General features: G+C 44.5%; 14 protein-coding genes. 9 read left to right on the plus strand and 5 right to left on the minus strand.

Annotation, left to right across the window (positions count from 1 at the left end; all coding sequences use genetic code 11):
• Nucleotides 1–5: 5 nt before the first annotated feature.
• A complete protein-coding gene (locus ACYZ97_RS01615) occupies nt 6–893 on the minus strand; it encodes a LysR family transcriptional regulator (protein ID WP_473299742.1) in 888 nt (295 codons plus the stop codon).
• 88 nt (nt 894–981) lie between these two features.
• On the opposite strand from ACYZ97_RS01615, the gene ACYZ97_RS01620 reads away from it, so the two are divergent.
• The 4 genes from ACYZ97_RS01620 to ACYZ97_RS01635 all read left to right on the plus strand — a co-directional run bounded on the left by ACYZ97_RS01620 (nt 982) and on the right by ACYZ97_RS01635 (nt 4,900).
• Entirely contained in the window at nt 982–1,875 is an 894-nt protein-coding gene (locus ACYZ97_RS01620; RefSeq protein ID WP_473299744.1) for an MFS transporter, read from the plus strand.
• Nucleotides 1,875–2,333 carry a PucC family protein gene (locus tag ACYZ97_RS01625; RefSeq protein WP_473299746.1) on the plus strand — a complete coding sequence of 153 codons (459 nt, stop codon included), beginning with the start codon at nt 1,875–1,877 and terminating at the stop codon, nt 2,331–2,333. Before ACYZ97_RS01620 ends, ACYZ97_RS01625 begins: the two co-directional genes overlap by 1 nt.
• A gap of 3 nt (nt 2,334–2,336) precedes the next feature.
• Nucleotides 2,337–2,741 carry a hypothetical protein gene (locus ACYZ97_RS01630; protein ID WP_473299748.1) on the plus strand — a complete coding sequence of 135 codons (405 nt, stop codon included), beginning with the start codon at nt 2,337–2,339 and terminating at the stop codon, nt 2,739–2,741.
• 119 nt (nt 2,742–2,860) lie between these two features.
• Complete coding sequence (locus tag ACYZ97_RS01635) at nt 2,861–4,900, plus strand: M3 family metallopeptidase (protein WP_473299749.1); 2,040 nt, start codon at nt 2,861–2,863, stop codon at nt 4,898–4,900.
• A 49-nt stretch (nt 4,901–4,949) separates the two neighbouring features.
• Here ACYZ97_RS01635 and ACYZ97_RS01640 read toward each other — a convergent pair whose 3' ends face one another.
• The gene (locus ACYZ97_RS01640) at nt 4,950–5,156 is read right to left on the minus strand and encodes a DUF1737 domain-containing protein (protein ID WP_473299751.1); all 207 of its coding nucleotides are present in this window, start codon (nt 5,154–5,156) and stop codon (nt 4,950–4,952) included.
• Between the two features lies 1 nt (nt 5,157).
• The gene (locus tag ACYZ97_RS01645) at nt 5,158–5,730 is read right to left on the minus strand and encodes a sugar O-acetyltransferase (RefSeq protein WP_473299752.1); all 573 of its coding nucleotides are present in this window, start codon (nt 5,728–5,730) and stop codon (nt 5,158–5,160) included.
• A 142-nt stretch (nt 5,731–5,872) separates the two neighbouring features.
• On the opposite strand from ACYZ97_RS01645, the gene leuD reads away from it, so the two are divergent.
• Together leuD and ACYZ97_RS01655 are read left to right on the plus strand one after the other, a co-directional pair.
• A complete protein-coding gene (gene leuD / locus ACYZ97_RS01650; protein WP_473299754.1) occupies nt 5,873–6,478 on the plus strand; it encodes a 3-isopropylmalate dehydratase small subunit in 606 nt (201 codons plus the stop codon).
• A gap of 27 nt (nt 6,479–6,505) precedes the next feature.
• Nucleotides 6,506–6,928: a metallopeptidase family protein gene (locus tag ACYZ97_RS01655; protein WP_473299756.1), complete on the plus strand. Its 423-nt coding sequence runs from the start codon at nt 6,506–6,508 to the stop codon at nt 6,926–6,928.
• Between the two features lie 156 nt (nt 6,929–7,084).
• Here the strand turns inward: ACYZ97_RS01655 and ACYZ97_RS01660 are convergent, their stop codons facing one another.
• Together ACYZ97_RS01660 and ACYZ97_RS01665 are read right to left on the minus strand one after the other, a co-directional pair.
• Entirely contained in the window at nt 7,085–8,089 is a 1,005-nt protein-coding gene (locus tag ACYZ97_RS01660; RefSeq protein WP_473299757.1) for an SGNH/GDSL hydrolase family protein, read from the minus strand.
• Between the two features lie 80 nt (nt 8,090–8,169).
• A complete protein-coding gene (locus ACYZ97_RS01665; protein ID WP_473299759.1) occupies nt 8,170–9,399 on the minus strand; it encodes a lytic murein transglycosylase in 1,230 nt (409 codons plus the stop codon).
• A gap of 275 nt (nt 9,400–9,674) precedes the next feature.
• Between ACYZ97_RS01665 and galU the strand changes: the two genes are divergently transcribed.
• The 3 genes from galU (at nt 9,675) to ACYZ97_RS01680 (ending at nt 12,385) form a co-directional block, all read left to right on the plus strand.
• Nucleotides 9,675–10,562 (plus strand): UTP--glucose-1-phosphate uridylyltransferase GalU, encoded by an 888-nt coding sequence (gene galU / locus ACYZ97_RS01670; protein WP_473299760.1) that lies wholly within the window; start codon nt 9,675–9,677, stop codon nt 10,560–10,562.
• Between the two features lie 81 nt (nt 10,563–10,643).
• Nucleotides 10,644–11,615 carry a KpsF/GutQ family sugar-phosphate isomerase gene (locus ACYZ97_RS01675; protein ID WP_473299762.1) on the plus strand — a complete coding sequence of 324 codons (972 nt, stop codon included), beginning with the start codon at nt 10,644–10,646 and terminating at the stop codon, nt 11,613–11,615.
• Entirely contained in the window at nt 11,615–12,385 is a 771-nt protein-coding gene (locus tag ACYZ97_RS01680; RefSeq protein ID WP_473299764.1) for a hypothetical protein, read from the plus strand. The genes ACYZ97_RS01675 and ACYZ97_RS01680 overlap by 1 nt, the downstream gene beginning before the upstream one ends.
• The last annotated feature ends 53 nt before the right edge of the window (nt 12,386–12,438 follow it).

Below are 12,438 nucleotides of genomic sequence, written 5' to 3' on the forward strand. Positions count from 1 at the left end.
GTTCATTAGATTCTCAGATTCTCCACCAGATAGTCGATAAATAATCGTGTTGTCAGGCGAAGACGTTTGTCACCAGCATAGAGAATATTGATATCCTGTAATGGCAGGCGGTAATCAGGAAAAAGATGTATCAATTCACCTTTGATAATATCATCGCACACTAGCCATTCAGGTAATATAGCTACACCTAGTCCGGCTTTTGCCATTGCCTTGATTAAAGAAGCGGAATTGGCATGAAAGCGCGCTATTCCATTCGTGTTGAATGGTTTATCCTGCTCATAGATCAGTGTCCATTGTGCTGGTGTGGATAGATTGCTGCTGCCAATCCACGCTGCATGGTTTAGATCTTCAACAGCAACAAGAGGATTCTGGTCGAGCCAAGCTTTTGAAGCGACTAGAACAAGATTATAACTAGCAAGTTTGCGGCATTTAAGAGCAGAGTTGCGTAAAACACCTAGCCGGATTGCTAGATCCAGCCGATCAGTTACGAGATCATTGAGAGACGAGTCGGCGTAGAAATTTATATTCAGTTGTGGATGCAGCTGGCAGAATTGTCCCACAATAGGTAGTAGATAATGTTCGCCGAATTCTATGGTTGAGGTCAGATTCAGTGTGCCGGATAATGCTCGGTGGCTATTGGCTATATTCTCAACCGATGCCTCTATTTGTGTAAAAATTCTGCTAAAATCATTATAGAGAACCGCGCCAGCGTCTGTTAGTGAAATGCCGCGCGTATTGCGGGTAAGTAATGGCACATTCAGTATGTCTTCTAATGTTTTTACATGGATACTAACCATGGATTTGATGATAAAGAGACGTTTTGCTGCTTTGGTGAAAGAACCGCAATCCACCACGGCAATGAAAGTACGAACCTGATTTATATAATGAAACATTCATTGTTCACTTTCAACAAACAGCATGTTTGATAGAGTATCGTTGACGCTGCATGATTGTCTGACTAGAGCGAGTGCGGAGGTCGAAATGACATATCGTTATCGTGTTGCTATTGTATTTCTAGCTGGTTTTTTTATTGACTGCATCAATATTTTTATGTCGGCAATCGCCTTGCCAAATATAGCCAATCAGCTTCAGGTTTCCGAATCGAGTACTGCTTGGGTTGCCAATGCCTATATATTGGGATTGATATTAATTATCCCTCTTAGCGCATGGATTGCTAGCCTTTGGGGTGCACGTATAACAATGGTGATTTCTATGCTGATTTTTTCAGTAGGAGCGTTATGTTCCGGTCTTTCAAATGATTTTTCTTGGCTGGTGATCTTCCGTTTTATACAAGGTGTGGGCGGTGGTTTGCTTATTCCTATTGGACAGGCATTGACCTTCGGGTTATTTGGCAAGCAGGAACGTGCTAAAATATCAACACTTGTGATGGCGGTTGCCTTGATAGCGCCAGCTGTTTCACCGGCGATCGGTGGTGTTCTTGTTGACTATTTTTCATGGCGTTGGGTTTTTTTAAGTAATATGCCTTTGGGACTGGCTACTGCCTTGTTGGCTTTTTATTGGATTAAAAACAACAGGACAAAACAAGAAAGTCGACCTGATATTGTTGGGTTGTTATGGGTCAGTTTGGCTTTGACAGCCATATTGTTGGGCATGTCATTCTATGCTGCAACAGGTTCTTTATTATTGTTTTTGTGGTTGGTGCTTCTAGGGGCTATTTTTTCCTGCCTTTATATACGCCATTATCGTCTGGTAAGCACGCCGATATTAGATATTTCCTTGCTTGCCAATTTGCGTATGCAATTTTCGATAATAACTTATTATGCTGTGCCGGGAGTTTTTACCGGTGTCAATCTTCTTGCTATTTTTTTCTTCAACAGATATTGGGCTGGGGGGCTGGTGAAACCGGAATGTTGATGATTTTTTATGCCGGTGGTTCTTTCTGCGCTATGCTTTTATGCGGTCGTCTTTATAATCACATCGGAGCTGTTATCCTATTTCTAACCGGTCTCATTTGTCATGCAGTAGGTATTATTTTTCTTTCATGGGTTAAACCGGACCAGCAACAACTGTCTTTATTGATAGCCGCTTATTTATTGATGGGAATTGGTGGCGGCATTACTGCTAATACGGCACAAACAACGGCTATGATTGATTTTGAAGGTGAAAAACTGGTGCGTGCCAGCACTATATGGAATCTTAACCGGCAAATATCATTCAGTGTCGGGGCCACATTTTTCACCTTGATTTTCAACGCGCTGCAAAAGCATAGCGCCACAATAGACGCTTATCATATATGTTTTCTTATCGGTGCACTTTTGGGTTTATTGCCCTTGTTACGTCTTATCTCATTAAACAACGTATCACAGGAATAGCTAATGTTGGTAGAACAGGAAAAGATTGCCTACAACAGTATCATCGAACTGCATCAATGGATTGAGGATGTCTTTACAGGCCGCGAAGATAAACCTCAGTCACTCGAACAAGTGATTGAGAGCTTCCATCAAAGTTTCACGATGGTAACGATGCGGGGACAAGTCATTACACGCGCTGAAGTCGAGAGTATGTTTCGCAACTCTATTGGTAGTCGGCCACAACTGCATATTGAAATTGATGGTTATGCCCCCTTGCAGATATGTAAAGGTAGTGCATTGTGCCGGTATTGTGAAACCCATTTTAATGGAAACGTGTCAAACTCACGGTGGTCCGTTGTCTTGATCGATCTCAAATGCAAACGGCCACAATGGCGCTATCTGCATGAAACCGCAATTGTGCCAGCCTAACAAGTGATAGATATTTTATGATATGCTACTGATGGCGACTTTTTGTTTTAAAGCGTTTTTAATATTCTATAAGTTTCTATATGTGTTTTTTATAACTGTTTGAGCAAAGGTTACGGTATATGAGCGAAAAAAAATACAATGTGGCTTTGACCAATTGGAACGGTGTTCATGGCTTGCCGGACTATTCAGCTTTTAAGGATGAGGATTTCAAAGTTGCTTTTACAGTTGCTTTGGAAAGCGCTAAGGAAGAGATTGAGGCGTTGGCGAAAGATCTTGCTCCGCCGACTATCGAGAGTTTTCTGATTCCTTTTGAATTATCGGGGCAGGCGCTGGACCGCTTTTGTTCAATTTTTTTTCAGCGTTCTGGTGCCCATTCCAATGCATTGATCCAGAATTTGGAACAGGAATTTGCACCGGCTTTATCGCGTTATGGATCCAGCATTATGATGGATGGGCGCTTGTTTCAAAAGATCAATCACCTTTATCAAAACCGCGAAAAACTGACGCAGGACGAGCAGACAAGGCGTGTAATTGAGCTACATTGGAAGGCATTTACCCGTAATGGTGCCAGACTTGATGAGCAGGGAAAAAAACGCTTGGCCGAAATTAATGAGCGGCTTGCTGTTCTTGGGGCCACATTTGGTCAGCATGTTTTAAAAGACGAGGCGGAATGGGTATTGTTTTTGAAAGAAGACGATCTTGATGGTCTGCCGGATGATCTGAAATCTGTTATGCGTGAGATCGCACAGGAAAAGGGCAGACGAGGTGAATATGCGTTGACATTGGCTCGTTCTGTTGTTGAACCGTTTCTGGCTAAATCTGCCCGTCGCGATTTGCGCGAGATTGCATTTGTTGCATGGAGCAAACGCGGTGAAAACAGCAATGATAATGATAATCGTACCATTATTAAAGAAACTGTCGCGTTGCGTGATGAAAAAGCAAAGTTGCTTGGTTATGAATCTTTTGCTGCTTTCAAACTTGATAATACCATGGCGAAAAAGCCCAAGGCAGTAATGGATCTGCTATTGCCGGTCTGGGAAAAAGCACGCAAGAAAGCAAACGCTGAGGAAGCGGCGTTGAAAGCGCAAGCAATGGAAGAGGGGATGAATGAAGCCTTTAAAGCATGGGATTGGCGTTATTACGCTGAAAAATTGCGCCAAAATCGTTTTGCGTTTGACGCTGCCGAACTTAAACCCTATTTACAGTTGGATCAGATTATTGCTGCGGCTTTTGATTGCGCGACTAGATTGTTCGGTATCACTTTTGAAGAAAAAAAAGGTGTGCCGCTTTGGCATGAGGACGCCCGGCTTTTTGAAGTAAAAAGTCCGGATGGTTCTCTGCAAGGTCTATTTATCGGTGATTATTTTGCTAGGGCTTCCAAGCGTTCGGGCGCATGGATGAGTGCTTTGCAATCGCAACATAGGCTTAATGGCGAAAAGCAAATTCCAATCATTTATAATATCTGCAATTTTGCAAAACCGCCCAAGGGAGAGCCGGCTTTATTATCTTTGGATGATGCACGCACACTTTTCCATGAATTCGGTCATGCACTGCATGGGTTGTTATCGGATGTTACATGGCCATCTGTTTCAGGTACATCGGTTGCCCGCGATTTTGTTGAACTGCCTTCACAGCTTTATGAGCACTGGCTGACTGTACCGGAGGTTTTACAAAAATTTGCGCTTCATGCTAAAACCGGAGAAGCGATGCCCCAAGCATTGTTGGAAAAAGTCAAGGCGGCACAAACTTTCAATTCCGGTTTTGAGACAGTGGAGTTCACATCCTCCGCCCTAATCGATATGGCTTTTCACCAAGGCGGTGTGGTTGGTGATGTAAGCCGGTTCGAGAAAGATGAACTTGAAAAGCTCCATATGCCGGATACAATTATTATGCGTCATCGCCCGCCCCATTTTACCCATGTTTTTTCCGGAGATGGCTATTCAGCCGGTTATTATTCCTACCTTTGGTCGGAGGTGCTGGATGCCGATGCGTTTGAAGCTTTTGAGGAAACAGGTGATAGCTTTCATCCTGCTTTGGCGGATAAGTTGAAAACCTATATTTATTCTGCTGGTGGTAGCCGTGATCCCGAAGAACTATACAAGGCCTTTCGTGGCAAGATGCCGACAGCAGAGGCCATGATCAAAGGGCGAGGACTTTGATTTCATTCGGTGCTTTCCAATTAATATGGAAAGCACCATATTTATTCTTCTATTGTTCGCCTAACTTCATCGCCGGATCATATGTCTTGCCATCTACCGTTTTGATAACAGCTTGGCCACAGACCATCTCACCGGTTTTAGCATTGAAACTGTAGCTTGGACTGCCATAAAGTTCCCACCCCTTGTCGAGGGCGTTGGATATCTTGTGGCAGAAACTTGAATCGTCGGAGCCGGTCAAATAGCGATAAAGCTTCATTTTAGTCTTCCTTCTTTTTTAGAAAACGTGCTGGATTGCCGGTAACAGTACTTCCTGCCGGAACATCTTTTGTTACTACGCTGCCTGCGCCGATGATGGCGCCATCACCAATAGTGATGCCGGGCAAAATGAGTGCGCCTGCACCGATCCAGACAGTGTTGCCAATATAGACGAATGAACCAAATTCTAGTTTTTGATTCCGCGATTGTGGGTCTTTGGGGTGGTCGGCGGCAATTATTGTAACATTGGGGGCAATATCACAGTGATTGCCTATGGTTACCGGCCCTACATCAAGAATGGTACAATTGTAATTGATGAACACGTCATGGCCTATGGAGATGTTGTAGCCATAATCGACATTGAAGGGAGAGCGTATTTCGACATTTCTCCCTATCGCTTTTAACCGTTGGGCCAATATGGCCTGCCGCTCTTTTAAGGGTTCAGCAAAAGACTCATTGAGTTTTTTCATCCAGCGATAGGCGGCCATCCGGTCGGCTTCAAGTTCGCTGTCGGCTGCAAGATAGAGTTCGCCATCCAGCATTTTCTGCTTTTCGCTTTTGGATTTGTCTGGCATGAGCGCACTTTCTGGAGTTTCATGAGTGACTGGTATTTTTTCAGGAAAATAACAGACTGCCAAGATCAATTATGAAAATTTTGACACAGCCTTTATACGGTAGTATGGACGTGGAGAAGATATAAAGCTTGAGGAAAATGTCATGGAAAAGTTTACAAAATTGACGGGCGTTGCTGCCGCCTTGCCGATTGTCAATGTTGACACCGATATGATTATTCCTAAAAATTATCTCAAAACCATCAAACGGACCGGCTTAGGCAAAGGTCTTTTTGCTGAAATGCGCTATCTTGAAGATGGCTCTGAAAATCCTGACTTTGTGTTGAATAAACCGGCTTATCGTCATGCCAAGATTCTTGTGGCTGGTGATAATTTTGGCTGTGGTTCCAGTCGCGAACATGCACCTTGGGCCTTGGCGGATTTTGGTATTCGCTGTGTGATTTCAACATCTTTTGCTGATATTTTTTATAATAACTGCTTTAAAAACGGTTTGTTGCCGATCAAGGTTAGCCCTGAGGACTTGGAAAAGTTGATGGATGATGCCTCTCGTGGTGCTAATGCAACTTTGAGTGTTGATCTGGAAACTATGGAAATTCGTGGGCCAGATGGCGGCATACTGAAATTCGATCTTGATGAATTCCGCCGCCATTGTTTGTTAAACGGCCTTGATGATATCGGTTTGACTATGCAGAAAGTCGATAAGATCGGCGCATTCGAGAAGAAAAATAACGAAAGCCATCCTTGGGTTTAAGAGCCGGGAGGCTGAAGGAAATTTTTTATGGCCAGAACAGATCAAAGCGGCGACTGGGCGCGCCGCTTTTCTCCGTCACTTGAAGAACTCGACTCTTTGGTTCGTAGCGCCTACTCTCATTTGCCGGATAATTTTCGTGGTCTGTGTGGCGAGATTGTCATTCAGCTGGTTGATTTTCCAGATGAGCAGACAATCGAGGATATGGGACTTGAATCGGAATTTGACCTTCTTGGGCTTTTTGAAGGTACATCAATTGGCGAGCGGTTGATGAGCGAAAGTGGCGATGAGCCGAATCGTATTACTTTATTTCGTCGGGCCATTCTTGATTATTGGTCAGAAAATCAGGAAACATTGGGTGATATTGTCACTCATATTCTCATTTATGAGATTGGACATCATTTTGGTTTATCGGATGACGAGATGGAAGCAATAGAAGGCGTGGCTGAGTAATCGCTTTTCTTTTCTCTATCATTATCCTTGCCTGACGGGAGCCCCATATAGGCGGGTTCTACTTCGTCTGCATAACAGACGGGTGATGCATTTTTCCTGATTTTACAGTGCTTATCGTTTTCAGACATAATACTTCTTTTATGCAAGAACGACATTCTACTGCGCTATTGCGTAATTATCAACACGTCCAGCATGTTGGCCATTTTTCGGTTGCCAGTCATCGTCATCGCTTTTTTGGGGTGCCTCAACATCACCTACCAATGAATTGTTTCCTTTGGCCATTTCATAAAGGCTCATCGGAGCAACACGCTCGACATTACGTGGGAAAACCGTATTGGGTGCATTGAGTAATGTGTCATTCGCTTGTCCATTATCTGGTGCAGAAGGACTGGCAAGATTCAGAATCGCCTGTAATGGTTTTTCTGCGTAAAAGGCCAGTTTTTTACGCCCTGCCGGAGTAAAATTGATGCCATCATTGCTACGTAGGCGTACGGTTTTACCGCTGATGTCATAACCTGATAAGGCAAATTTGCCATCATCACCGACAAAACCATCCCATACTTCGATAAAGCGTCCGCCGGCAGCTTCTGTCTGGGTTTTATAAAAACCGTTCAGAACAACAATTTGTTGGGTCAGATTGTCTTGTTTGAAAGCGGGTTGCCCCATCCATAAGAACGGTTTCCCACTCTGTTTAAGGGCAGCTGAAAATTGTGATAACCGTTCCTGATAGACGCGGTTGAAGGTTTCTGTTCTTGGTTCGAAACCATCGCCTTGGCGTAATGTCTGGTTGTCATTGGCACCCAGCATAATGATAATGACATCTGCCTTTTCCTGCGTGATGAGCGGGCCGATTTGCTTGATCCAGTTGAAGTGATCATCGCGCACAAAACCCGATGATGAGTCAATTTTTGTTCTGATGACGACATCGGGATTATCGGCATAAAGCTCGTTTAGGCCATCGGCAAGGGCGCCAGCGACAAAGTCGCCGACGACAAGAATGCGCTTGGCATTTTCTTTTTTGGGTTGAACTTTGGCTTGCGTGGCTTGTTTTGATTTTTTTTTGCTTGTTGCCGGCTTTTGCGGTTGTGTTTTGGTCGGTTGCTTTTCTTTTTTTCGGTTGAAGATAATGTCAAAAATATTGCGTGCCTGTGCCTGTTGCACGGAAGGTCCTATCATTGCCAGGCTGAGTGACAGTAAAATGAACAGTCTGAATGTGCGCAATATTATTTTCATGCTTTTGCCTATCTTCTACGTAATATAGATAGAACTTCACGGCTTGGATGTCCATCAACTTTCAATCCGTTACGGGTCTGAAAACTTTCAATAGCGCTACGTGTGGCGTCACCGATTTTACCATCAATATTGCCTTTATAATAACCTAAAGCGCGCAAATGGGATTGTAATTCCTGTCGCTCTTTCATGCTGAGTTTGGTGAAGGGTCTGTTCCAGTCCTGTATAAGATCGGGGTATCCGGCAATACGGTCGGCAAGCAGACCGACAGCAAAAGCATAACGATCGGCATTATTATAACGTTTGATAACAAAGAAATTTTTAGTGACCAGAAAGACCGGGCCATTTCGACCATCTGGCAGTTTAAGCGTGGCTTTTTGTGACGGGTTGGGAAATGGCTTGCCATTGGCACGACGGATACCGAGTGCTGCCCATTGGGCTAAAGTTTGCGAGCCTGTCGGAAATTTGCCATCTGGGATGGTCACTTCATAGCCCCATGTGCGGCCGCTTTCCCATCCGTTTTTTCTTAAGAGGTTCGCTGCTGTTGCTAATGCATCTGGCACCGATTGCCATATATCGCGTCGCCCATCTCCATCCATGTCGACCGCATAGGCAAGATAGCTGGTGGGGATAAACTGTGTGTGTCCGAGTGCTCCAGCCCAGGATCCGGCAAGATGGCCGCGATCAATGTCACCGCTTTGCAGGATCTTCATAGCAGCAATCAGCTGTGTTCGGGCATATTTGGCACGTTTTTTGTCACCATAGGCCAATGTTGCCAAAGAGCGTATCGCATCACGCATGACATCGTCACGTTGCATAATCGCGCCGTAATTTGTTTCCATCGACCAGATGGCCAGAAGGATGTTACGGTCGACACCAAAACGCTTTTCAATAGCTTTAAGCCATTTAGCCCACTTTTTGCTATGAGCCTGTCCCTCGGCAATGGCTTGTTCTTCAACGCGGTTATCGAAATAGTTCCATGTTGGATCTTTGAATTCGGGCTGATAGCGCGCTTTTTTCAGCACTTCCATGTCTGGTGTATCGACATTCTTAAACGCACGGTCATAAGTCTGCGCTGTGATGCCGGCATTCATGGCCGTTTTTTGGAAGTCACTGATAAAGCGTCTGAACGCGGTATCGGCAAGAGCTGCATTTGGCAGCAAGGTTGATGTGAATCCGAGGCTTGCAATTGCAAAACCTGCGCATAAAAAATACCGACGGTTAAGATCGCGCTTGATCATTTTTGTTTATCCAAAATTTAGTATGTGTCAAAATCGATTTCATTAATGCATGATTTGGTTAGTATTCAGTTTAACGGCAATAAAGTTGAAATCGATGGTTGTGGTTATGTTATTTTCCGCTTCATCACGTTTCATGTCAGTGTGCCATGAAAGATGTAATGCTTCTGTTATAGTCGTGCCACATTTTGCCGCATATAGGGTTTATTCATGAAAGCGTAATATATATTGAATATAGGCATGGCAAATCGGTCATGGCCCAATGAGGAGAATTTGATTTGCGTAAGATCAGAAAAGCGGTTTTTCCTGTCGCCGGTCTTGGTACACGTTTCCTACCAGCAACGAAGACCGTGCCTAAGGAAATGCTGACAGTTGTTGATAAGCCTGTTATTCAATATGTCGTGGATGAAGCCCGCGAAGCTGGTATTGAGCATCTGATCTTTGTGACAGGCCGTAATAAGGCGGTTATTGAAGATTATTTTGACGCTCAGGTCGAACTTTATACGACTTTGGAAGAGCGTGGTAAAAAAGAAGAACTCGATCATTTACAGGATTTGCAACCGCAACCGGGGACGACTTCCTTTACTCGTCAGCAGCAGCCTCTGGGCCTTGGTCATGCCGTTTGGTGTGCCCGTGAACTGGTCGGGGATGAGCCTTTTGCCCTGTTGTTGCCGGATATGGTTATGCAGGCGCCCAAAGGCTGTTTGTCGGAAATGGTGCGCCTTTATAATGAAACAGGCGGTAATATTGTTGCAGTACAAGAATGTGATCCGGCAGAAGCCCATAAATACGGTATTGTCGCTAAAGGTGTTGATGTCGCCCATGGCTTTGAAATTACTGGCATGGTTGAGAAACCGGCTCAAGGAACAGCGCCGTCCAATCTTTATATCAATGGCCGCTATATTCTTCAGCCGGAAATTTTTGATATTCTTTTCCATCAGGAAAGAGGAGCGGGTAATGAAATCCAGTTGACTGACGGCATGTTAAAAATGGCCGATACGCAGAAGTTTTATGGCTTCCGCTTTGATGGACGCACTTTTGATTGCGGTTCTAAAACCGGGTTTATCGAGGCCAATGTTGCTTTTGCACTCTCGCGTGCAGATATGCATCACAAGGTATCAGCTCCGTTAAAAGACCTTTTGGCAACGATTGCCAAACCTGAGTGATTATTCCTGATTCATATAGAATATAGACGGATGCCCTGAATTGTTTTATTTGTTCAGGGCATTTATTTTAGGGATAGAAAAATGACGCAAACCACACCATTGCAAGCTGCACAACGTACATTGATGATGGAGCGCAATGGGTTGGAAGCGCTTTCCAACCAGTTGGAAAATTGCCTTGCAGAAACATTTACGTCATTGGTTGACAAGATTTTCAATCTCAAGGGCCGTGTTGTCGTAACAGGCCTTGGAAAAAGCGGCCATGTCGGCGTCAAGATTGCTGCAACTTTGGCATCAACCGGAACGCCGGCTTTTTTTGTACATGCTTCTGAAGCCAATCATGGCGATTTGGGCATGATCGGGCCAGATGATTTGATTATTGGTCTATCATGGTCGGGTGAAACAATTGAGTTGCAGGGTATTCTCAACCATTCGCGTCGTTTTTCCATTCCTTTGGCGGCCTTTACGTCAGGTGAAAAATCCTCGCTTGGTCGGCAGGCCGATTATCTGATGTTGTTACCCAAGGTCGAAGAGGCCTGCCCACATGGCTTGGCCCCGACCACTTCAACAAGTATGCAAATGGCTTTAGGTGATGCGCTGGCTGTTGCCTTGTTGGAAAAGCGTGGTTTTTCAGCTCAGGATTTCAAAATTTTCCATCCCGGCGGCTCACTTGGTGCAAGTCTCAAATATATTCGCGATGTCATGCATAAAGGCGATGAGTTACCTTTGGTTAAAAGCGGCACCTTGATGCCCGAGGCTATGAAGGTTCTTTCACACAAACATTTTGGTTGTGTTGCGGTAGTGGATGTAAAAGGCACTCTGGTTGGTATCGTGACAGAGGGGGATCTGGCGCGCAATATCCATCGCGACTTGTCTGGTCTTGCCGTTGATGAAATTATGACCAAGTCACCCAAAACAATCGAGCCAGATGCTTTGGCCGGTCGTGCCACTGCGTTAATCAATCAATATCAGATTGGAGCCTTGCTGGTGGTTGAGGATGACAGACCCGTTGGTATTGTCCACTTTCATGATTTGATCCGGATCGGTGCTGCATAATGAAAAAGAAGTTGATCAGATTGATTGTAATGATGGGGATAGTATCCGGTTTTGTTGCACCTCTTTATGCAGATATATCAGATACGGATTTTATCGATTATCAGAAGCGCATTGCCAATTTGTCAGAGCAGTTGTCTCGAAATAAGGACAATCCTCCTCGGCTTGGTACTCCGGCCGGTGATGCTCTTTTCTTGCCGGTATTTGACCTTAAAAAATTGGCTGATGAGCCGATGACAGTTGCTGATATGCCCAAAATAAGCGCCTTGATGAAGTCGAATACTCTCATACTTATGTCATATATAACTCATGAAGGTATGACACAGGCAGATGTTGAAAAGTCTTTGAAGAAATATGAAAATGAATTTATCCAGTTTATGGTTCTGACGCTGTATCTGGGCGTGGCGGCCAATGAATCTGAAAATGCGATGTTTGCGCATACATCGGCAGATGATTTGAATGATATGGTGCGCAAAGGTATCATCCAGATGCATCGGGGCATGTTGCAGACTGTGAGTGGTGTGGCGGTCACCTTATCCGACCCTGATTTGTCCACACAGTCGAGGGCCATTCTGGTTGATGCTCTTGAGGCAACATTGCCGCGTCTGCTAAGAAACCTTTCGGTTGAGGAACGCCGGTCACTTGTTAGCAATATGCGCATTGGCTATAAATATCTTGATGATCGGCAGAACGCTGCTATCCAAAAGATCATGGACAATATAGAAAATATGCCTTGTGATAATGCCTGTAGAGTGACAAAGGCATCGTATTAAACGATCTTCCTTCAAGGCATGCCATGTAATATTTGGTTAATAGAGAAAAGCTG

The organism is Bartonella sp. bp_1 (assembly GCF_055808085.1).

Excerpts from the sequence above, each read along its gene's own strand:
- ACYZ97_RS01640 (WP_473299751.1), bottom strand. The coding sequence starts at position 5,156 with ATGAAGCTTTATCGCTATTTGACCGGCTCCGACGATTCAAGTTTCTGC.
- ACYZ97_RS01675 (WP_473299762.1), top strand. The coding sequence starts at position 10,644 with ATGACGCAAACCACACCATTGCAAGCTGCACAACGTACATTGATGATG.
- ACYZ97_RS01655 (WP_473299756.1), top strand. The coding sequence starts at position 6,506 with ATGGCCAGAACAGATCAAAGCGGCGACTGGGCGCGCCGCTTTTCTCCG.
- ACYZ97_RS01625 (WP_473299746.1), top strand. The coding sequence starts at position 1,875 with ATGATTTTTTATGCCGGTGGTTCTTTCTGCGCTATGCTTTTATGCGGT.
- ACYZ97_RS01645 (WP_473299752.1), bottom strand. The coding sequence starts at position 5,730 with ATGCCAGACAAATCCAAAAGCGAAAAGCAGAAAATGCTGGATGGCGAA.
- ACYZ97_RS01630 (WP_473299748.1), top strand. The coding sequence starts at position 2,337 with ATGTTGGTAGAACAGGAAAAGATTGCCTACAACAGTATCATCGAACTG.
- leuD (WP_473299754.1), top strand. The coding sequence starts at position 5,873 with ATGGAAAAGTTTACAAAATTGACGGGCGTTGCTGCCGCCTTGCCGATT.
- ACYZ97_RS01665 (WP_473299759.1), bottom strand. The coding sequence starts at position 9,399 with ATGATCAAGCGCGATCTTAACCGTCGGTATTTTTTATGCGCAGGTTTT.
- ACYZ97_RS01635 (WP_473299749.1), top strand. The coding sequence starts at position 2,861 with ATGAGCGAAAAAAAATACAATGTGGCTTTGACCAATTGGAACGGTGTT.
- ACYZ97_RS01615 (WP_473299742.1), bottom strand. The coding sequence starts at position 893 with ATGTTTCATTATATAAATCAGGTTCGTACTTTCATTGCCGTGGTGGAT.
- ACYZ97_RS01620 (WP_473299744.1), top strand. The coding sequence starts at position 982 with ATGACATATCGTTATCGTGTTGCTATTGTATTTCTAGCTGGTTTTTTT.
- ACYZ97_RS01680 (WP_473299764.1), top strand. The coding sequence starts at position 11,615 with ATGAAAAAGAAGTTGATCAGATTGATTGTAATGATGGGGATAGTATCC.